General features: G+C 68.9%; 15 protein-coding genes, 1 pseudogene and 1 riboswitch. Of the genes and pseudogenes, 4 read left to right on the top strand and 12 right to left on the bottom strand.

Annotated features, from left to right (window positions below):
* Positions 1-2 precede the first annotated feature (2 nt).
* The 3 genes from ACZ7IB_RS31965 to ACZ7IB_RS31955 form a co-directional block, all read right to left on the bottom strand.
* The gene (locus ACZ7IB_RS31965; RefSeq protein ID WP_470917346.1) at positions 3-869 is read right to left on the bottom strand and encodes a carbohydrate ABC transporter permease; all 867 of its coding nucleotides are present in this window, start codon (positions 867-869) and stop codon (positions 3-5) included.
* Positions 866-1723, bottom strand: a complete 858-nt coding sequence (locus ACZ7IB_RS31960; RefSeq protein ID WP_470917345.1) for a carbohydrate ABC transporter permease — start codon at positions 1721-1723, stop codon at positions 866-868. Before ACZ7IB_RS31960 ends, ACZ7IB_RS31965 begins: the two co-directional genes overlap by 4 nt.
* 65 nt (positions 1724-1788) lie before the next feature.
* The gene (locus tag ACZ7IB_RS31955; protein ID WP_470917343.1) at positions 1789-3138 is read right to left on the bottom strand and encodes an ABC transporter substrate-binding protein; all 1350 of its coding nucleotides are present in this window, start codon (positions 3136-3138) and stop codon (positions 1789-1791) included.
* 207 nt (positions 3139-3345) lie between these two features.
* Here ACZ7IB_RS31955 and ACZ7IB_RS31950 point away from each other — a divergent pair, with 207 nt between their 5' ends.
* From ACZ7IB_RS31950 to ACZ7IB_RS31940, 3 genes and pseudogenes are all read left to right on the top strand, one after another.
* Positions 3346-5301, top strand: coding sequence for a hypothetical protein (locus tag ACZ7IB_RS31950; protein ID WP_470917342.1), 1956 nt, complete (start codon positions 3346-3348; stop codon positions 5299-5301).
* A 56-nt stretch (positions 5302-5357) separates the two neighbouring features.
* Positions 5358-5585, top strand: a pseudogene (locus ACZ7IB_RS31945) (cytochrome P450); the annotation flags it as partial.
* 281 nt (positions 5586-5866) lie between these two features.
* Positions 5867-7495, top strand: a complete 1629-nt coding sequence (locus tag ACZ7IB_RS31940; RefSeq protein ID WP_470917441.1) for an IS200/IS605 family accessory protein TnpB-related protein — start codon at positions 5867-5869, stop codon at positions 7493-7495.
* Between the two features lie 762 nt (positions 7496-8257).
* On the opposite strand, the gene ACZ7IB_RS31935 is transcribed toward ACZ7IB_RS31940, so the two are convergent.
* The 5 genes from ACZ7IB_RS31935 to ACZ7IB_RS31915 all read right to left on the bottom strand — a co-directional run bounded on the left by ACZ7IB_RS31935 (position 8258) and on the right by ACZ7IB_RS31915 (position 14256).
* Positions 8258-8581, bottom strand: coding sequence for a hypothetical protein (locus ACZ7IB_RS31935; RefSeq protein ID WP_470917341.1), 324 nt, complete (start codon positions 8579-8581; stop codon positions 8258-8260).
* Positions 8582-8675: 94 nt separating this feature from the next.
* A complete protein-coding gene (locus ACZ7IB_RS31930) occupies positions 8676-9326 on the bottom strand; it encodes a thymidine kinase (protein ID WP_470917339.1) in 651 nt (216 codons plus the stop codon).
* An 80-nt stretch (positions 9327-9406) separates the two neighbouring features.
* The gene (locus tag ACZ7IB_RS31925) at positions 9407-10594 is read right to left on the bottom strand and encodes an alkaline phosphatase family protein (protein ID WP_470917337.1); all 1188 of its coding nucleotides are present in this window, start codon (positions 10592-10594) and stop codon (positions 9407-9409) included.
* Positions 10594-11190, bottom strand: a complete 597-nt coding sequence (locus ACZ7IB_RS31920) for a DUF5998 family protein (protein WP_093898945.1) — start codon at positions 11188-11190, stop codon at positions 10594-10596. Before ACZ7IB_RS31920 ends, ACZ7IB_RS31925 begins: the two co-directional genes overlap by 1 nt.
* Positions 11191-11319: 129 nt before the next feature.
* Positions 11320-14256, bottom strand: a complete 2937-nt coding sequence (locus ACZ7IB_RS31915) for a bifunctional acetate--CoA ligase family protein/GNAT family N-acetyltransferase (protein ID WP_470917335.1) — start codon at positions 14254-14256, stop codon at positions 11320-11322.
* Between the two features lie 172 nt (positions 14257-14428).
* Between ACZ7IB_RS31915 and ACZ7IB_RS31910 the strand changes: the two genes are divergently transcribed.
* Complete coding sequence (locus ACZ7IB_RS31910; RefSeq protein ID WP_093898943.1) at positions 14429-14710, top strand: HPr family phosphocarrier protein; 282 nt, start codon at positions 14429-14431, stop codon at positions 14708-14710.
* Positions 14711-14852: 142 nt separating this feature from the next.
* Here the strand turns inward: ACZ7IB_RS31910 and ACZ7IB_RS31905 are convergent, their stop codons facing one another.
* The 4 genes from ACZ7IB_RS31905 to ACZ7IB_RS31890 all read right to left on the bottom strand — a co-directional run bounded on the left by ACZ7IB_RS31905 (position 14853) and on the right by ACZ7IB_RS31890 (position 19911).
* Complete coding sequence (locus ACZ7IB_RS31905; RefSeq protein WP_470917333.1) at positions 14853-15566, bottom strand: GntR family transcriptional regulator; 714 nt, start codon at positions 15564-15566, stop codon at positions 14853-14855.
* 228 nt (positions 15567-15794) lie between these two features.
* Complete coding sequence (locus ACZ7IB_RS31900) at positions 15795-16589, bottom strand: M23 family metallopeptidase (protein ID WP_470917331.1); 795 nt, start codon at positions 16587-16589, stop codon at positions 15795-15797.
* Between the two features lie 13 nt (positions 16590-16602).
* A riboswitch (cyclic di-AMP (ydaO/yuaA leader) is annotated at positions 16603-16769 on the bottom strand.
* Positions 16770-17119: 350 nt separating this feature from the next.
* Positions 17120-18502, bottom strand: a complete 1383-nt coding sequence (locus ACZ7IB_RS31895; protein WP_470917440.1) for a M16 family metallopeptidase — start codon at positions 18500-18502, stop codon at positions 17120-17122.
* Positions 18503-18528: 26 nt separating this feature from the next.
* Positions 18529-19911 carry a M16 family metallopeptidase gene (locus ACZ7IB_RS31890; RefSeq protein WP_470917329.1) on the bottom strand — a complete coding sequence of 461 codons (1383 nt, stop codon included), beginning with the start codon at positions 19909-19911 and terminating at the stop codon, positions 18529-18531.
* Positions 19912-19983: the final 72 nt, after the last annotated feature.

Genomic DNA, 19983 nt, shown 5'->3' with positions numbered 1-19983 from the left:
GATCACTCCTTGACAGCGCCGGCGAGCAGGCCGGAGACGAAGTGGCGTTGAAGGGCGAGGAAGACGATGATCATGGGAATGGCGGCGACGGCCGTTCCGGTGAGGATGGCCCCGTAGTCGGTGTCGTCGACACCCTGCAGCGAGGCGAGTGCGACGGGAATGGTGAGGGAGGCATCGTCGCGCAGCACGATCAGGGGCCAGATGAAGTCGTTCCACTGGTAGAGGAACAGGAAGATGCCCAGTGCTGCCAGGGCGGGCCTCATCGGCGGCAGGACGACCCGCAGGAACAGACGCAGTTCGCCGCAGCCGTCCATGCGGCCGGAGTCGAGCAGCTCGTCGGGCAGCGCAGCCATCGACTGGCGCATGAGGAAGATGCCGAACGGCAGCGCCAGATTGGGCATGATCACGGCCTGATACGTGTTGAGCCAGTGCAGCTCGGCCATCATCTTGAACAGGGGAACCAGTGTGACCTGGGTCGGGATGACCAGCCCCAGCATCAGCATGCCGAAGAGCGCATCACGGCCCTTGAAGCGGTACTTGGTGAAGGCGTAGCCGGCCAGCGTGCAGACGGCTCCTGCACAGACTGTGTAAATGACCGCGATGAGGAGAGAGTTGAGCACGACCTGCCCGAAGGATGCGGTCTCCTGCAGGCTGGAGAGGTTCTTGCCGAGGTCCCCGCCGGGAAGCAGTGGCGGCGTGGAGTCGAAGATCTCGTCAGTGCTGTGGGTGCTGGCGATGACGAGCCAGTAGAAGGGAAGGAGTACGGCGGCGAGCACGATGGCCAGCCCCGAGGTCAGCAGGATGCCGCGGCCTGGGCGGTGCAGGCCGGTGCGTGGTGCGCGGACGGCGCCACGTGCGGGGGTCGTCATGATTTGTCTCCCAGGACCCGGAACTGGATCAGGCCGAGGACTCCGATCAGCACCGCAAGGACGTAGGCGATGGCCGACGCGTAGCCGAAGTCGAAGTACGTGAAGGCGTTCTGGTACAGGTACACGCCGATGGTCAGCGTCGCGTTGTCGGGGCCGCCGCGAGTGAGGATGTACGGCTCGTCGAAGATCTGCAGGGTGCCGATGGTGGAGAGCACCGTGGCGAGGAGGATCGCCGGACGCAGTCCCGGAAGCGTCACGTGACGGAAGGACTGCCAGGCTCCGGCCCCGTCGACCGAGGCGGCGTCGTACAGCTCCTTGGGAATGGTCTGCAGACGGGCCAGCAGAATCACCGCGTTGTAACCGGTGTAGTGCCAGGTCAGTGCCAGACCGAGGGAGATCTTTGCCCACAGCGGATCAGTCAGCCACGGCACTTCGCCGATTCCGACGAGCGAGAGCAACCAGTTGACCAGCCCGTACTTCTCGTTGAGCAGGACGGAGAAGATGACACCGTACGCCACGAGGCCGGTGACCATCGGCATGAAGAATCCGAGCCGGAACACCGAACGCGCCCGCAGGAAAGCCGAGTTGAACGCGACGGCCAGGCCAGTGGCAAGCGCCAGCATGATCGGCACCTGGACCACCAGGATGACTGCCGTGTTCTTCAGTGCCGTCCAGAACAGCGGGTCGTCCAGCAGCCGCTTGTAGTTGTCCGCTCCGACGAAGGTGTCGACGCCGTCGACCGTCTTGTGGAGGCTGAGAACGAACGACCAGCCGATCGGGTAGAGCTTGAAGGCGGCGAACAGCAGCACGGCGGGCAGGACGAAGGCGTACGGCGCGAGACGGCGGGCGCTCAAGCGCGGTGGTCGGGAGTCGCGCACACCCCCCGATCGCACCGTACGGGTCGGGGAAGTGACAACGCTCATCGGGCGACCTTGCGTCCGGTCTGGGAAGCGAGCTGGTCCGCCGCCGCATGCAGCACCTTGGCCGGGTCGGCGCCCTTGAGCAGCACCTTCGTCTGGGCGTCGGTGACCACCTTGAGCGCTCGGGCGTAGTCGGAGGTGTAGTTGAACGCCGGCGAGGGCGCCTTGAGGGCACCGAAGAAAATCTCACCCTTCTTCTGACCGCCGAAGAACTTCGACGGCTCGCGGAAGACCGGATCGTCGTACGCCTTCAACAGGGCCGGGGCGATCCCCTTGCCCCGGTAGATCTTGACCTGCGACTCGGGCCGCGTCAGCGCGAACTCCACAAAGTTCCAGGCCGCGGCCTGGTGCTTGCTGGTACCGGCAACGGCCAAGTGCGTGGAGTTCACGGTGGCGGCGGTGGTCCCACCGCGGCGTACGGACGGGGGCAGACGCACACCCCACTTGCCCGCCTGGTCGGGGACCGTCTCCTCGATGATGCCGCCGAACCAGGTCGGCCACGGCAGGACCGCCGCCGTTCCCTTTTTGATCGAGCTGATCAGCGCGTTCCAGCCGCCGGAGATGTCGCTGACGAGCCCGGCGTCGTTCATCTTTTTGATGAGCGACATGGCACGCACGGCCTCGGCGGAATCGAGGGTGATGTCGCCGTCGGTGTTGAAATAGAAGCCGCCCTGGAGCTGGAGCAGCAGCTGGAAGAAGTTCGCCGAGTCCGGCTGTGAGGCGGGCTTGTCGATCCCCAGAAGGTACTTGCCCGTCTTCTTCTTGATCTTCTTGCCGGCGTCGATCGCGTCGTCCCAGGTGTCGAGCGCTTCGACATTGACACCGGCCTCCTCGAAGACATCGGCGCGGTAGTAGAACCCGGCCGAGTTCGCCTCCCACGGAAGCGCGTTCACCCGCTCGCCCTTGGGCGAGACCGTCTCCCACAGGCCCTTCGCGAAGGCGTCCTCGTACTTGTGGGCTCCCAGCTTGCCGAGATCGGCAAGCTGGCCCGGGAAGCGGTCCACGTATCCGGGCAGGTAGTCGACGCCTATGTGCAGTACGTCCGCAAGGCCCGCCCCTCCGGCTGCCATGCCCGTGGTGATCTTGTCCCAGATCGCCGGGTTCCCGATGTCCTGCACGGTCACCTTGATGTCCGGGTACTTCTTGTTGAACGCCGGAACCAGCGCTCGCAACTCCGCCGCCGGGCCCTGCCAGCTCCACACCGTGATTGAGCCCTTGGTGGCGTCACCGACACCGCCGCCCTGAGCGCCCGCGCTGCCGGTGCCGGAGCAGGCGGTCAGGCCGCCGAGGCCCGCTCCTGCGGCAAGTACGCCGCCCACTCCAAGAACTCTGCGACGACTCATGTCCATGAGATGACCACCTCTACATGCGGCTCGGACATCGACCGAACGTCGGGTCGACTGGAGGGAAGTTAGCAACCAGCCAATCCAACTTGCAATGGTTGATTGAAAATTTTCTGATCGATTTCGCATCGCAAGTCTGCAGGACTATTGCAACCCGTCGCGTGCCGCTGCTAGCTTTCGGCCACTCATTCGAGCCCCGCACTGGAGTACGCCATGAGGCATCGCCGTCCTGCCCGCCTGGCAGTCGTAGCCACACTCGCCACACTCGCCCCGCTCACACCACTGACCCTGGGCAGTCCGGCCATCGCAGCCACCTCAGCGCTGACCCTCAGCAATCTCGGATTCGAGGACGGCACCACGGGCTGGACGTTCACTTCCGGCACCGGAGTCGCCACCAACGCACCGCACGGTGGCTCAAAGCTCGCGTACCTGGATGCCGGAAGCGGTAACAAGGTGGCGCAGACCACCACGGCGTCCGGTGACGGTACATACGACTTCTCCGCCTGGATCGCCACCGGCGGCACGGGGGGAAGGTTCGTCGCCCGGGTGAACGGCGCGCAGGCCGGTGCGGTGGATCTGCCCAGCCGGTCCGGCTACGCCCGGTACACGATCAGCCGGGTGTCTCTGAAGAACGGCGACAACCTGGAGCTCGCCTTCGAATCCGGCAGCAATTGGATCAACGCCGACGACGTCATGGTCTCCCCCGCGGCCCCGGTCGACCCGGAGATTTCGTCTTCCGATCCGAAGATCGTCGAGATGTTCAACTGGTCGAAGCGCAAGGCCAACAGCTGGGTCCAGATGCCCGGCGCGACCGGTCCGCTGAATGTCGACGAGAACCACCTGTCCGGCACCGGAACCGGGACCTACGGCCCGTCCTACTGGGCCGGGTATGCGCATCGCAGCGCCTACTACTCACGCGATATGGCCCACCAACTCGCCGGTGCCTCCATCCTCGGACTGAACGACGCGAACAAGGCCATGCTGCGCGCCTTCGCCGGCTCCGCGACGCCCGAGCACAAGTACTACCCCGTATGGGCCATCAACTTCGACAACAAGACATACCTCTCGATCGACTACCGGAGCCCAAGCTCCTTCGTCCGAGAGGTCCCGGCCACGTTCGAGCTGGTGGAGAAGGCCAAGCACGCCTACCGCTGGAGTGGCGACAGCGCCTACGTCAACGACGGCACGCTCTGGGACTTCTACAAGCACGCGACCAAGGACTTCGTCGAACTCCACGACGCCCACAAGCCGAACGGCGTCGCCGAAGGCACCGGCAACGGCATCTTCGCGGGCGCCGCCAGCTACAACGAGGTCGGAGAGGAGCACCTGGCCGAGTCCGGGGACTCCATCGGATCCCAGTACCAGGCCTACCGGGCGATGTCCGACCTGGCCGCCGCCAAGGGCGACAGCACCCTGTCCAAGAAGTTCCGGCAGAAAGCCGACAGCCTCAAGGCGTACTTCAACGACACCTGGAGCGGCTCCGGCTCAGGGGCCGACATGGTCCGCGGATACACCACCGACGGCAAGGCGCTCACCGGCTGGGGCAAGGAGAACAGCTGGTTCATGCCCATGAAACAGATCATGAATCCGGGGGCGCGCGCCGACGCCTACCTGGACTACGTCGACGAGCAGGCGAGCGGCAGCGGCAAGCCGTCCAACGTCGAGGCGATCAGCTACCTGCCGGACACCTTCTTCGCCTACGAGCACAACGACACGGCCTGGAAGTGGATGCAGTACGTCTACGACAAGCGAAACGACCAGCACCCGGCGTCCAGCCAAGGCCCCAACGGCGACTATCCCGAAGTCTCCTACACCCTGCTGAGCCAGACCGTCGAGGGCCTCATGGGCGTGCAGCCCAACGCCCCGGGGCGCGCCCTGAGCACCCAGTCCCGCATGCCCGCCGGAATGGGCTGGCTGCAGATCAAGGACATCAAGATCGGCGGCAACACCTTCACCCTGCGTCATGACGGTGCCACCAAGTCGACCCTGACCAACACCTCGGGTTCCGCCCGCTACACGTGGGAGGCCCGCTTCCCCGGCAGCCACTCGACAGTCAAGGTCAACGGCGTCTCCCGAGCAGTCAAGACGAAGACTGTCAACGGAAAGACCTGCACCTACGTCAAGGTGTCCGTCGCGCCCCGACAGAAGGTCACCGTGGAAGTCTCGTAGCCAGGCTTCCGCGCGGCAGTCCGCTCGGCCGGGCTTCGATCACGACCGGCCGAACGGACGCTACCAGCGAACTCACCGACAGCGACCTGACCGATGAGAAGCTGCAGGGGATCAGCCTGATCCTGCCGGCGGCCGGGTTCAACACCACCGCGAGCATGCTGCCCCTCGGCGCCTTCGCGCTGCTGCAGAACCCGGCGCAACTGGCCGCACTGCGCACCGACCCCGCGCCCACCGACCAGGCCGTGAAAGAGCTGCTGCGGTATCTGAGCGTCGCCAAGACGTTCAGTAGTTCTGAGAGATCGGGCTCCCACCGGACTGCGTCCGCGGGCAGCAACCAACATCACAAAATCAAGGTCAGCCGCTCACAGACGATGGATATGGATTGCAGGGGTTGTGAGCTGCTGTCGGTTTGCTGAGCTGAAGTGCGTTGTAGTGAGCAGGAGTGAGTCCTGTCGGCGGGTTCACCGAGTGGGAACGGAAGTTCTGGGGCCGAATGGGTGACCTTGGCGTCTGCTGCTCGTTGGGCAGGTGGCAGGTTTCCAGTCTTGGGAGAGGGGGTGTTGTGGTGGGTGGTGTGCGGGAGTTGGCGGCACCGTTCGTGGTGCCCGGGCCTTGCGGGGTGGCGATCCGGGACCGTCTCAAGCACCTCACGCCCCAGGACGAGATAGCCCTGCGTGCGGTCGGTGAGCATCAGGGCCGTCTGGCTTCCCGTGATCTCAGGGCCCGTTGTGCGGATGGTCTGGAGCACAGCGCGGACACCTGGGCATCGCGCAAGCGGGACCTGACGCCGCTGTCGTCGTCGCGGATCGCCGGTGCGATCACCAAAGCCACACACGATCAGTGGGCACTGGCGCGCCGTTGCCAGGCGGCGCACATCCGGATTCTGGAAGCCGGGATCAGGACGCTGCGGCACCGCCTGTCCCTCCCCATCGGCGCGAGGGGAACGAAGCGGGCAGCCGGTGGCTACCGCTCCCGGGGCGAGTGGTTCCACAAGTCCCGCCGCCTCGCGGCGCTGGAAGCCCGGCACGCCGCCGCCGTTCGTGACCGGCAGGCCGGACGCGTCCAGGTCGTGCGGGGCGGCAAACGTCTCCTCAACACCCGCCACCACCTCACCCAGGCCCGGCTGACCGAAGAGCAGTGGCGAGAACGCTGGGAAGCGGAACGCTGGTTCATCGCCGCCGACGGCGAGTCCGGGAAACGGTTCGGGAACGAGACCATCCGCGTCACCCCGGACGGCGAGGTCAGCATCAAACTGCCCGCCCCGCTCGCACACCTGGCCAACGCCAAGCACGGCCGATACACCCTCACCTCCACCGCGGCGTTCGCGCACCGGGGTCAGGAATGGGCCGACCGCATCACCGCGAACCGGGCCGTCGCCTACCGCATCCACCTCGACACCGACCGTTGCCGCTGGTACCTCACCGCGTCCTGGCAACGCCCCGTCGTCCAGACCATCCCGCTGGAGACCGCCCGCGCCCGGGGCATGATCGGCGTCGACACCAACGCCGACCACTTCGCCGCCTACCACCTCGACCCACACGGCAACCCCATCGGCGAGCCCCGACGGTTCTTCTACGACCTGTCCGGCACCACCACGCACCGCGACGCCCAGATCCGCCACGCACTGACCCGCCTGATCAACTGGGCCAAACAGGCCGGTGTCGCCGCGATCGCCATCGAAGACCTCGACTTCACCACCGAGAAGACCCGCGAGAAACACGGCCGCAAGAAGAGGTTCCGGCAGCTGATCTCCGGTATTCCGACCGGCAGACTCAAGGCCCGGCTGGTCTCCATGGCCGCCGAACAGGGCCTGAGCATTGTCGCGGTCGACCCCGCCTACACCTCCCTGTGGGGTGCCCAGCACTGGCAGAAACCGCTGGCCACCCCCAAGCGAAAGATGTCCCGTCACGATGCCGCCGGCATCGCGATCGGACGACGCGCCCTCGGACACCCGATCCGGCGTCGGACGGCACCGCCCCCACACGACCGGAGCGATCGTGCGGAGCATCGGACCGCCCAGGCCAGGCCAGGCACCCGAGGACGTGACGGAACCCGCCCACCCACAACGGACCACGCCCCCAGAGACGTGCCGCCGAACGGGACGCGAAAGCGGGAACCCAGCGCATCCAACACCGTTTGGGATGCGCCCAGTACACATCGGTGGGTCCAGGACTCGCTCATGCACACTGGCTAGGAACGGTCTTTGCAGACCAGATCCACGACGTGCAGGAAGCCACGCCCCGGGGCAGCAGCGGACGCAGTCCCAGCGGGCCGGTGAGCAAAGTCGGCCCGCACGACCGCCGGACAACCTCACGGAGCACGGTACGTCCCCACGGGGACCCGACGGAATCCTGAGCCGGGCGACTGAAGTCCCTTGGCGTGGCTCCGTGTTCGGAGCGGGCCGGGAAGGCGGAGTGGGAAGGGCGACGACGGGGGCAGGCGTAAATGGCGAGGCAGATGGACTCCGGTGAGCCGCACATCACCAACACCGCGGTCGATTGCACAGCCGAGTATCTGATCCAGATCGGGATTCTCGAAGGTGATCTCAATCTGACCCTGCGCGTGGAGCCCCCGCCGCCCGATGACAACGCTCCGCTGGTCACGGCCGAGCGGAGGCTCGCACGCAGCCTCCTGCACCGGTGGCGGGCCGAGGCCGACGCCTGGGGCATGACCGATCCCGAGCCACTGCCCGTGCGCTGGACACCCAGCCGACGAGTGGCGTCCGCCGGGGAGTACGTGCCCGCGGGCTCCGGGACCGACACCATCGCCGGGACCTTCCTCAGGCTCCGGCCGCGGCGGCGGCTGGTCGTGCTGGGCACCGCTGGATCCGGCAAGACCGTGCTGTCCATCCTGCTCACCCTCGAACTCCTCGCCCGGCGGCTCACACAGGGCGAGGACGACGTGCCGGTCCCGCTCGTGCTGTCGCTGGAGTCCTGGGACACCCGGCGGCAGTCGCTCACCGATTGGCTGCGTTGCTCACGTCGCCCGCGCCGGTCCGCGTGCCCTCCAGTGCCTCGGCCTCCCGACGCCAGGCCGCGAGCGCCTCGGCAAAGGCGGGGTCCTGCCGGGCGCGGAGAGCCAGCGCCTCGGCCAACGCCGTGGCACGCTCCGTACTGTCAGCCGCCTCGGCGAGGGCCGTCAACTCGCCCTCGCCGTACGGCTCTCCGTCCGACGGCCGCCGTCTGACCAGGTTTCGCAGGGATGTCCAAATCTGCTCCCCCGCCGCGCCCGCGGTGCCTCCCGCAAGGGCCATGAGCAGTTCAGGTGCAATCGGGTCCACGACGTCCTCCACCGATTCCAACGCACAGGTTGTGGGTCGAGCGTAGGGCACAGTGGGCCCGCAGAGGCCCGAAACCGAAGGAGGAATCTCGCCGTCAAGCGGATGTGACCGGCAGGACGTCGGGGGACAGCGCGCCCGCGCGGGCTGAAGCAGCAGTCATCCGCCGGAGGTGGTGGCGGCGGCACAGAACCTCGTAACCGATCTCCTCCGCCGGGCGGTTGACGTCACCGACGACCACCTGAGCGCCCTCGACCACCATCTCCCCACCCACCGTACGGGCATTGTGTGTTGCTCGGGCGCCGCACCAACACATGGCCTCCACCTGGAGGGCCTCGATCCGGTCGGCCAGCTCGATCAGCCGCTGCGAGCCAGGAAAGAGCTTGGTTCGGAAGTCGGTGGTGATGCCGAAGGCGAAGACGTCGAGCTCGAGGTCGTCCACGACCCGCGCCAGCTGGTCGATCTGCTCTGGCGCGAGGAACTGCGCCTCGTCGACGATCACATAGTCGACCTTGCCACCCTTGGACAACTGATCGACCAAATACCCGTACATGTCCATACCCTCGGTGACCTCGACAGCCTCCGTGACCAAGCCCAGTCGCGAGGAGAGCTTCCCCTCGCCCGCCCGGTCATCCCGCGTGAAGATCACGCCTTGAAGCCCCCGGGCCGAGCGGTTATGTCCGATCTGGAGCGCCAAAGTACTCTTCCCGCAATCCATGGTTCCGGAGAAGAACACAAGCTCGGGCATGAGGGGCTGAGCACCTTTCGGGCGGGGCGAAGCGGGGCAGGGGAAATGGTGGCGGGGAACGCTGGAGAGGGAGAACGCGCCTACGAGCGTACTTCGAGCAGCGGGACGAGCTGCTCGACGGGGGTCATCGAGCCATGCATGCCGACCATCGCGGACTCGTGCGGCTCATTGACCGAAGCGGTGATCACCACGTCGTCGCGGGCCGCCGCGACGACATCGCCGATCCTGCCGTGGACACGTTCGTCGATCTTCGGTCCGAACCAGCCGGCCGCGATCGCCTCGTCCCGGCTCGCCACCCAGAACTGCTCGCCGAGCACTTCCCGCCAGACGGTCAGCACATCGCTCGCGGCCCCCGGGACGGCGTACACATGACGGGCCCGGCCCTCGCCGCCGAGCAGGGCGACGCCCGCGCGCAGCTCCCAGTCCTCGTCGAAGTCGATCCGGGACTGCTCGTCGAAGGGGATGTCGATCATGCCGTGGTCGGCGGTGATGTACAGCGCCGAGCGGGGCGGGAGCTGTTCGGCCAGCCGCCGGGCCAGGCCGTCCACGTACATCAGCTGTCCGCGCCAGGCGTCGGAGTCGACGCCGAAGCGATGGCCCTTGCCGTCGACCTCGCTGTAGTACGTGTAGACGAGCGACCGGTCACCTGCGGCGAGCCGTTCGGCGGCGACGTCCATCCGCTCCTCGCCGGACAGCCGGCCGAGGAACGAGCCCCCGCTGAGCGCGATCTTGGTGAGCGGAGTCTGCTCGAAGGCGGGGGCGGAGACCTGGGCGGTGCGCACACCGGCGGCGTCGGCGAGCTTGAAGACGGTGGGGTACGGCTGCCAGGCCTTCGGCGAGGTCCACGGCTGCCAGCGAAGCTGGTTCATCAGCTCGCCGGTCTCCGGATTGCGCGCGGTGTAGCCGGGAAGGCCGTGCTCCCCCGGCGGAAGTCCGGTACCGACCGAGGCCAGTGAGGTCGCGGTGGTGGCCGGGAAGCCCGCCGTGATCGGACGGCCGGTGCCGCCGCGCGAGGTGGGCAGCAGGGAGTGAAGAAATGGCGCCTCGTCCGGGTGGGCCTTGATCTGCTCCCAGCCGAGACCGTCTATCAGGAACACGCAGTTCCGGTCGGCAGGGGTGAGTTCGGGGATCACGGCGGTGAAGCCGGGTACGCCCTGCCCGGCGGCGAGCGTGGGCAGCAGATCGGAGAGCGAGCCGCTGCCGTACTCCGGGACGGGGGCGGTGTCGACGGGGAGCAGAACGGGGTCCTGCCAGGCCGGCTGGGCCATCAGCGGCCGGTCGCCGCGGTCGCGGCCGTGGCCTCGGAGAGCGCCTGGGCGAAGGCGAGGGTCTGGCGCACGGTGTCCGGGCCGTCACCGGCCTCGCTGACCCTCAGGCTCAGATCGTCGGCGGTGGAGCTGCCGGTGTAACCGTGGTCGGCCTCGCAGTTGGGGTCGCCGCAGGCGGCCGGCTCCAGGTCGATCCGGGAGACGGCGCCCCATCCGATGGTGAGGACGACCTCACGGGGCAGCGTGCCCGGAACGTACTTCTCGGGGTTGGCCACGACACGGCTGACCACGACCGACGAGATCCGGTCGAGCTTGACCGACTCGGTGGAGGTGGTGGCGTACGGCGTCGGGGAACTGGTGTCCGCGTTCTGCTCGTCGGTGTGGCTGACGATGAAACGGTTGTCCGTCAGGACCAGGACCGTAACGTGGCGGCGCACCTCGTTGGAGTCGAAGGTGGTCTCCTGGTGCACCAGGTACGAAGCGACCGGCTCACCGCCCACGGCGGCCTCCACCGCCTCGGCCACGAGGGCCGGGTAGTAGCCGCTGCGCTCGATCGCCGCGCGCAGCCCCTGGGTCGTCGTACCGGTCTTTGCCATGAGGACCATCCTACGGGGGATGGACGACTGCCGGGGACGTTGTGCGGCAGGGCGGACCGGGGCCCCAGCGGTGAAGGGACCCGGTTTGGCGCCCGTACGGCGATCGGGGACGAAACGGTGCGCCGCCGGTCAGTAGTTGGGGAGGCGGCGGGGGCCGAGGTCGGTGCGGGGCGGGGGCGGCGAGAGCCGGACGCTCGCGCCGAGGACGGTCAGGCCCTGGGCGGCGACCACGACCGGTTCCAGGGCGATGGAGACCACCTCGGGATGGTCGTCGACCAGCCGGGACACCCGCAGCAGCAGCTCTTCCAGCGTTGCGGTGTCCACAGGCGCCGCGCCACGCCAGCCGAACAGCACCGGCGCCGCCCGGATGGACCGGACCAGCTCGGCGGCGTCGCGGTCGGTGGCCGGAACGAGGCGGTGGGCGGTGTCGCCGAGGAGTTCGGAGGGCGCGCCCGCGAGCCCGAAGGAGAGGACGGCACCCGCCGCCGGGTCGATCGTGGCTCTTACGACGGTGTCGACGCCGCGCGGCGCCATGGCCTGGACGACGGGCTGGAGCTCGGCGGGCTTGCCGAGCAGTTCGGTCAGTTCGCCGTACGCCCGGCGCAACGCGCTCTCGTTGGCGACGTCCAGCCGGACACCGCCGAGATCGGCACGGTGACGCAGATGGGGCGCGGTGGTCTTGAGCGCCACGGGATAGCCGAGCTGTGCCGCCGCGGCGACAGCGGCTTCCGGGTCGGGGGCCGCAAGCGTCGGCCGTACGGTGATGCCGTAGCGGCCCAGGAGTTCGCGCGCCTCTTCGTGTGCGAGCGGTCTGCCCCGCGGGTCGGGGTCGGGGCCGAGGAGGGTGTCGATCAGGTCGGCGGCACCCGGCTCGTCGATGGTGTCGTCGAGGAACTCGGGCACCTTGCCGGGCACGGCGGCCTGCCGTCGCCACTGCGCGTACCTCACCGCTTCGGCCAGGGCACGCACGGCCCGTTCGGCGGCGGGGTAGGCGGGAATCCGACCGATCCGGATGCCGGGGCCGCCGTCAGTGCCCGCGGCGGCCCCGGCGCCGTCGTCGCTGCCCGCATCGGTAGCGGCGCCGGCTGTGCCGCTGCCGGTTCCGGGTGCTGAGGGGGTATACGCGGGGGCGGCTCCGGCGCGAGGGGGTGTCGCGGCTGCGGAGGACTGTGGCGAAGGCCGCGGCGGTGCGACCGTGCTGGTGGCCGCGGCGAGGGCCTCCGCCAGGCCGCCGATCTCCACATGGACGACGGCCACCGGCTTGGCGGGACCGGCCGCGGCGGCCGCGTGCAGCGCGGTCGCCAGCACCTCGCCGTCGCCCGATTCCGCCTCGCCGTTCTCGCCCACCCACGGGATCGCCGTCACGACCACCGAGTCGCAGCCCTCGTCGGCGAGGGCCTCGGCCAGGGCATCCCGGAAGTCCTGCGGGGTGGCGGCGGTGGTGAGGTCGCGGGGCGGGCGCGGGCGCAGCCCCTCGGCCAGACAGGCGTCGTACGTGAGCAGGCCGAGCGATTCGGAGTTGCCGAGGATCGCAACCCGCGGGCCCGCCGGGAGCGGCTGATCGGCGAGGAGGAGACCCGCGTCGACCATCTCCGTAACGGTGTCGACGCGGATCACGCCCGCCTGCCGCATGAGCGCGGAGACCGTCGCGTCCGGGATCCGGCTGACCGGCACCGCATGGCCGGGCGGGGTGGAGCCGCTGTGCCGGGCGCCCTTCACCACGACCACCGGCTTCACGGCCGCGGTGCGCCGCGCAAGACGGGTGAACTTGCGGGGATTGCCGAGCGATTCGAGGTACAGCAGGGCGACGTCGGTGTCCGGGTCCTCGTACCAGTACTGCAGGAAGTCGTTGCCCGAGATGTCGGCGCGGTTGCCGGCGGAGATGAAGGTGGACAGGCCCGCGCCGCGCCGGTAGAGCCCGGAGAGCAGCGCGATGCCGATCGCTCCGGACTGGGTGAAGAGGCCGATGCGTCCGGGGGCGGGCGGCTCGGGGGCGAGGGAGGCGTTCAGCCGGACGGCTTCGGAGTTGTTGATGACGCCGAAGGCATTCGGGCCGATGATCCGCATCCCGTACGAGCGGGCCTGGCGGACCAGTTCACGCTGCCGTTCCCTGCCTTCGGCGCCCCATTCGGCGTACCCGGCGGAGAGGACGATCAGGCCCTGGACACCGTGCTCACCGCAGTCGGCGACGGCCTCCGGAACCCGGTCGGCGGGGACGGCGACGACCGCGAGATCCACCCGTTCGTCGATCTCACCGACGGAACGGTGGGCGGGGACACCGTCGATCGTGCCCTGGTCGGCGGCGAAGGCGCGGTTCACCGCGTACGTACGGCCGGTGAAGCCGGCCCCGAGGAGGTTGCGCAGGACCGTGCGGCCGACCCCGCCGGGAGTCCGGCCCGCGCCGATGACGGCGACGGATCCGGGGGCGAGCAGCCGTTGCACGGAGCGCGCCTCGGCCCGCTGCTCACGGCCGCGCTGCACGGCGAGCGACTCTGCGGTCGGTTCGAGGTCCAGGGTGAGATGGACGGAGCCGTCCTCGAAACTGCGCTGCTGGGTGTACCCGGCGTCCCGGAACACCTTGATCATCTTGTTGTTTGCGGGCAGCACCTCGGCAGCGAAGCGGCGGATGCCGCGCTCGCGGGCGACGGCTGCAATGTGTTCGAGGAGCGCCGATGCCACGCCCCGGCCCTGATGCGCGTCCTGGACGAGGAAGGCGACCTCGGCCTCGTCGGCGGGCGCGGAAGCGGGCCTGCCCCGCTCGTCGATCCGGTCGTAGCGGACGGTCGCGATGAACTCGCCGCCGACCGTGACCGCGAGCCCCACCCGGTCGACGTAGTCGTGATGGGTGAAGCGGTGCACGTCCCTGTCGGACAGACGCGGGTACGGGGCGAAGAAGCGGTAGTACTTCGACTCGTCGGAGACCTGCTCGTAGAAGCTGACCAGCCGTTCGGCGTCGTCCGTGGTGATGGGCCTGATCCGGGCGGTTCCTCCGTCGCGGAGGACCACGTCCGCTTCCCAGTGGTCGGGGTACGCGTGATGCGGACTCTGCTCCGGCGAGGGCTGCATGCGCAAAGACTACGGCTCCGTCAGCGGTCGCGTAGGTCTTGGGGCCGGGGCAGTCTGAGGGGGCCGATCGGCGGTGGAGCACGGGTTGTGGGCGTGCCGCAGGTCGGCCGGAGCATCGCGCACCACATGAGAGACTGGTCTAGACAACCATTGATTCGTGAAGGGCAGAACCATGGCTGAGCGCCGCGTCAACGTCGGTTGGGCCGAGGGCCTGCACGCCCGCCCCGCTTCCATCTTCGTCCGTGCCGCTACGGCTTCCGGCGTCCCCGTGACGATCTCCAAGGCCGACGGCAACCCGGTGAACGCCGCCTCCATGCTCGCGGTGCTCGGTCTCGGCGCGCACGGCGGCGAGGAGATCGTGCTCGCGTCCGAGGCCGACGACTCCGAAGCCGCCCTGGACCGTCTGGCGAAGCTGGTCGCCGAAGGGCTCGACGAGCTTCCGGAGACCGTCTGAACCATTTTCTGCAAGAGAGCCGCGGCACCCTTATTGAGGGCCGCGGCTTTTTCGCTTTCCTGACTCGGGACGACCGGAGCAAATTCAGGCAGCCCAAAGAAAGCCCTCAACGAATTACGAATCTTTGTATACGGCGTAATTGTTAATTCTGAACACCCGTGGTGTTTACGGAATGTTGCGAAGTCCTCACCCGGTCGGCGCGCGAGGCGTCGGGCCGGCGGCCCGGCCGGTCGACGCGGCGCAGCCGGTGCGCGGCCGCGGCCCGTTCGGCGTGCTGGGTGGCCAGCACCCTGGCCCGTTCCGCATCACGCCGCGCCACCGCGTCCACAATGGCCCCGCGCTCGGCCCAGGAGTCCACCGGGCGGGCCGGCTGCTCGACCGTGTACATCCAGGCGATCTTGTGGCGGAGCTGGGTGAGCAGCGCGATCAGGCCGGGACTGCCGCAGGCCTGCGCCAACGTCTCGTGGAACCAGCCGCCGAGTGAGCGCAGATCCTCCCCCTCGCCCCGCCGGGCCCGCTCCTGGCCGAGCCTGACCAGACCGCGCAATACCTTGAGATGCACCTCGGTGCGGCGCTGCGCGGCGCGCGCGGCGCCCAACGGCTCCAGCAGCATCCGGACCTCCAGGAGGTCGGCGGCCTCCTGCTCGGTGGGCTCGGCGACACAGGCGCCCGCGTGCCGGCGAGTGACCACGAAGCCCTCGGACTCCAGGGTGCGCAGCGCTTCCCGTACCGGAACACGGGAGACTCCGTAACGGCGCGCCAGCAGCTCCTCGGTTAGCCGGCTTCCGCGTTCGAAGACACCGGAGACGATGTCGTCACGGATTGCCGTGCATACCGAATGCGCCGGAATACGCATGTTCGAACCTCCGCCTTAATCCCCGCGAAACGCGGCCGACCGACGCTTGTTCTGCGACTCTATTGCAATGCGGCCGCATTTCCGATGCCGGGTGGAAATTCATGAATATCTTTTGGCCACAGGACGGTTCGGGGAGCAGGTACTGCGGGCGGGCGCGCGGGCCGGACACGGCGAAGGCCCCGGCGTGCTGCCGGGGCCTTCGAAGAGGTGCTGCGGGTGGAGCGTCGGTCAGACGTTGACGCCGTGGGCGCGCAGGTACGCGACGGGGTCCATGTCGGAGCCGTACGACGGCGTGGTCCGGGCCTCGAAGTGAAGGTGCGGGCCGGTGGAGTTGCCGGTCGAGCCGGAGAGGCCGATCTGCTGGCCCGCGCCGACGCTCTGGCCGACGGAGACGCCGATCGAGGAGAGGTGGCCGTACTGCGTGTACGTGCCGTCCGTCATCCGGAGCACGATGTTGTTGCCGTACGCGCCCCCCCAGCCGGCCTCGACGACCGTGCCGGCACCGACGGCGACGACGGAGCTGCCGGACGCGGCGTGGAAGTCGATGCCCGAGTGGCTGCCGGAGGACCAGAGCGAGCCGCTGGACTTGTAGCCGGTGGTGACGTACGAACCGGCGACCGGGAGCTGGAAGTACCCCAGGCGGGTGCGCTCGGCGGACCGGGCGGCGCGGGCCTTCTCGGCGCGCGCCTCGGCCGCGCGCTTCGCGTCGGCCTTGGCCTTCGCCTCGGCCTTCTTCTTGGCCTCGGCCTTCCGCTGGGCCTCCGCCTTCGCCTTCGCCGCGACATCGGCCTGGTGCTTCTGCGCGTCGGCCTGGGCGTCGATCTGGTCGGCGAGGGCGCCCTCGATGGCGATGACCTGGTTCAGACCGGTCTCGTTGACGGAGGAGTCCGCGGCGAGGGCCGGAGAGGCCATGCCGCCTATGACGCCGGTGGTGGCCAGAGCGGCGACGCCGGCGATCTTCGCGCTGCTGCGCGTCAGTCGACTCGGGGCACGATGCTTCCCGGTGGCACGGGTGAACGCCATGAAGTGGCTGATCCTTTCCTTCCTTCTCGCCTACCGGGTTAGCTGACGGGTTCGGAGCAGGAAGGTCTCCTACGGACGCCCTGACCTCATCCGGGCTCAGGCATCCGATTCACCCCAGGGACTGCATGGGTCCCCGGCTCCCCAGGCTCGCGCCTGACGGGGACTCGGCGATGACTGCCCGGTACGTCACGGATGCGGCATACGAGTGACGGACAGCCCGGCCGACGCTAAGCGGGGTCACTTGCATTCACCAAACGGACAGCCCGTTTTGTAGCGCATCCCACAGGGCAGACAGGCAACCTTTCGACTAAAAAGAACAAAAAGGAAGACTCCGGCGAGATTTCACTCACAGGAGTCTTCCTTCTGTCCCGATATGCGGACTATGACGGATCGGTGGACCGACCGTTGCCTTCGGTGCTCGGTCGAACGTGAAAGTCGACCGGTGGACTGTCACACGCAAGGGGCCGGCCGGGCGGGGGTCGCCCGCCTCGGCCCGGCCGGCCGGCCGGTGTCCACGACGGGTATGCCCGTCAGCCGGCGACCACCGACACCTCTCCGATACCCAGGGCCCGGACCGGCTCCTCGATCTGTGACGCGTCACCGACGAGGATCGTGACCAGCCGGTCACCCGGGAAGGCGTTGACCACCGCAGCGGTCGCCTCGACCGTGCCGGTCTCCGCGAGCCGGGCGTACAACTGTGCCTGGTAGTCGTCCGGGAGGTGCTGCTCGACCTGGTCGGCGAGAGTGCCCGCGACCGAGGCCGCCGTCTCGAACTTCAGCGGTGCGACACCCACGAGGTTCTGCACGGCCGTCTCACGCTCTTCATCGGTCAGCCCCTCGGCCGCCAGGGTCCGCAGGACCGTCCACAGGTCCTTCAGCGCCGGTCCCGTGGACTCCGTGTCCACCGATCCGCTGATGGCGAGCATCGCGGCACCGGTCGCCCCCGAGGCGGAATCCGGGGCCGACGACCGCAGCACCTGGGCGAAGGCCCGTACGCCGTAGGTGTAGCCCTTCTCCTCGCGCAGCACACGGTCCAGCCGAGAGGTGAGCGTGCCGCCCAGGCAGTACGTGCCCAGCACCTGGGCCGGCCACACGCTGTCGTGCCGGTCGGCGCCGATCCGGCCGATCAGCAGCTGCGTCTGCACCGCGCCCGGACGGTCGACGACCACCACTCGGCCGGTGTCGTCGGCGGTGATCGGCGGGGCGGGACGAGGCTCCGCGGTGTCTCCCGACCAGTCACCGAGAGTGTCGGCGAGCAGGGCGTCCAGGTCGATGCCGGTGAGGTCACCGACGACCACGGCGGTCGCGGTGGACGGCCGGACGTGGGCGTCGAAGAAGGCACGCACAGCCGCCGAGTCGATCCGCTCCACCGTCTCCTCGCTGCCCTGGCGCGGGCGCGACATCCGCGCCGCGGCCGGGAAGAGCTCCTTGGAGAGCTGCTTGGCGGCGCGCCGGGCCGGGTTGGCCTGCTCGTGCGGGATCTCGTCGAGCCGGTTGCGTACCAGCCGTTCGATCTCGCTGTCGGCGAAGGCAGGCGCCCGCAGCGCCTCGGCGACCAGCGCGAGCGCCTTGGTCAGCCGGGAGGCCGGGACCTCCAGGGAGACCCGGACGCCGGGGTGGTCGGCGTGCGCGTCGAGGGTGGCGCCGCAGCGCTCCAGCTCGGCGGCGAACTCCTCGGCGGTGTGCTTGTCGGTGCCCTCGGACAGTGCCCGCGACATGATCGTGGCCACGCCGTCGAGGCCCTCGGGCTCGGCGTCCAGCGGGGCGTCGAGGAAGATCTCGACCGCCACGACCTGCTGGCCGGGGCGGTGGCAGCGCAGCACCGTGAGGCCGTTGGGCAGGGCGCCGCGCTCCGGCGCGGGAAAGGCCCAGGGACGGGCGAGGCCGGGGGCCGGCTGCGGGTGGTACTGCATCGAAACTCCAGTCGCGGCAGCGTCGGTCACTTGTCCGCTCCTTCGTGCGCGTCGGTGTCGTCGGCTTCGGTCTCATCGGTGTCCGCTGTGTCCGCGGGCTCGGCCGATTCGACCGGCTCGTAGACCAGCACCGCGCGGTTGTCGGGGCGCAGCTGGGCCTCGGCGGCCGCCTGAACCTCTTCCGCGGTGACATCCAGCACGCGCTGGACTGCGGTCAGGGCGAGCTGCGGGTCGCCGAACAGCACGGCGAACCGGCAGAGTTCGTCGGCGCGGCCCGCGACCGTACCGAGCCGGTCCAGCCACTCGCGTTCCAACTGGGCCTGCGCACGCTCCATTTCCTCGGGCGTGGGGCCCTCGGCGGCGAACCGGGCGAGCTCCTCGTCGACCGCGGCCTCGATCTGCGGCACCTCGACGCCGCCGGACGTCTTGACGTCCAGCCAGCCGAGCGAGGGCGCGCCGGCCAGGCGCAGCAGTCCGAATCCGGCAGCCACGGCCGTACGGTCACGGCGGACCAGACGGTTGTGCAGTCGCGACGACTCGCCCCCGCCGAGCACGGTCAGCGCGAGGTCTGCCGCGTCGCACTCACGGGTGCCGTCGTGCGGCAGCCGGTAGGCGGCCATCAGCGCGCGCGCCGGAACCTCCTCGCGCACCTCTTCGCGCAGCTGCTCGCCGATGATCTCGGGGAGCGTGCCATCACGCGGCGGCTGCTTGCCGTCGTGGGACGGGATGGAGCCGAAGTACTTCTCGATCCAGGCGAGGGTCTGCTCGGGGTCGATGTCGCCGACGACCGAGAGCACCGCGTTGTTGGGCGCGTAGTACGTACGGAAGAAGGCGCGGGCGTCCTCAAGGGTCGCGGCGTCCAGGTCCGCCATCGAGCCGATCGGCGTGTGGTGGTACGGGTGGCCCTCGGGGTAGGCCAGTGCCGTCAGCTTCTCGAACGCCGTGCCGTAGGGGACGTTGTCATAGCGCTGGCGGCGCTCGTTCTTGACGACGTCGCGCTGGTTCTCCATGGACTCCTCGTCGAGCGCGGCGAGCAGCGAGCCCATCCGGTCGGCCTCGAGCCAGAGAGCCAGTTCCAGCTGGTGCGTGGGCATCGTCTCGAAGTAGTTGGTGCGCTCGAAGCTGGTGGTCCCGTTGAGCGAACCGCCGGCTCCCTGCACCAGCTCGAAGTGTCCGTTCCCCTTGACCTGGCCGGAGCCCTGGAACATCAGGTGCTCGAAGAGGTGAGCCAGACCTGTGCGTCCCTTGACCTCGTGGCGCGAGCCGACGTCGTACCAGAGGCAGACCGCGGCGACCGGGGTCAGATGGTCCTCCGAGAGCACCACGCGCAGGCCGTTGGCCAGACGGTGCTCGGTCGCTGACAAGCCGCCGGAGCCGGCCTGGGCTGTGGCCGTGTGACCCATGGGCATGTACGTCCCTTCGATTCGATCGCGATACTGGATTTCCTGCGAGACCTGCCACTGTAAGCAAGCGCACAGACA

Source organism: Streptomyces sp. NPDC037301 (assembly GCF_055602785.1).
This window is presented reverse-complemented; position numbering and strand designations above follow the sequence as displayed.

What these genes read in the sequence shown, in the direction of transcription:
- ACZ7IB_RS31955 (WP_470917343.1), bottom strand. Translation starts at nt 3,138, where the DNA reads ATGGACATGAGTCGTCGCAGAGTTCTTGGAGTGGGCGGCGTACTTGCC.
- ACZ7IB_RS31900 (WP_470917331.1), bottom strand. Translation starts at nt 16,589, where the DNA reads ATGGCGTTCACCCGTGCCACCGGGAAGCATCGTGCCCCGAGTCGACTG.
- ACZ7IB_RS31925 (WP_470917337.1), bottom strand. Translation starts at nt 10,594, where the DNA reads ATGGCCCAGCCGGCCTGGCAGGACCCCGTTCTGCTCCCCGTCGACACC.
- ACZ7IB_RS31890 (WP_470917329.1), bottom strand. Translation starts at nt 19,911, where the DNA reads ATGCCCATGGGTCACACGGCCACAGCCCAGGCCGGCTCCGGCGGCTTG.
- ACZ7IB_RS31950 (WP_470917342.1), top strand. Translation starts at nt 3,346, where the DNA reads ATGAGGCATCGCCGTCCTGCCCGCCTGGCAGTCGTAGCCACACTCGCC.
- ACZ7IB_RS31910 (WP_093898943.1), top strand. Translation starts at nt 14,429, where the DNA reads ATGGCTGAGCGCCGCGTCAACGTCGGTTGGGCCGAGGGCCTGCACGCC.
- ACZ7IB_RS31905 (WP_470917333.1), bottom strand. Translation starts at nt 15,566, where the DNA reads ATGCGTATTCCGGCGCATTCGGTATGCACGGCAATCCGTGACGACATC.
- ACZ7IB_RS31930 (WP_470917339.1), bottom strand. Translation starts at nt 9,326, where the DNA reads ATGCCCGAGCTTGTGTTCTTCTCCGGAACCATGGATTGCGGGAAGAGT.
- ACZ7IB_RS31965 (WP_470917346.1), bottom strand. Translation starts at nt 869, where the DNA reads ATGACGACCCCCGCACGTGGCGCCGTCCGCGCACCACGCACCGGCCTG.
- ACZ7IB_RS31915 (WP_470917335.1), bottom strand. Translation starts at nt 14,256, where the DNA reads ATGCAGCCCTCGCCGGAGCAGAGTCCGCATCACGCGTACCCCGACCAC.
- ACZ7IB_RS31920 (WP_093898945.1), bottom strand. Translation starts at nt 11,190, where the DNA reads ATGGCAAAGACCGGTACGACGACCCAGGGGCTGCGCGCGGCGATCGAG.
- ACZ7IB_RS31895 (WP_470917440.1), bottom strand. Translation starts at nt 18,502, where the DNA reads ATGCAGTACCACCCGCAGCCGGCCCCCGGCCTCGCCCGTCCCTGGGCC.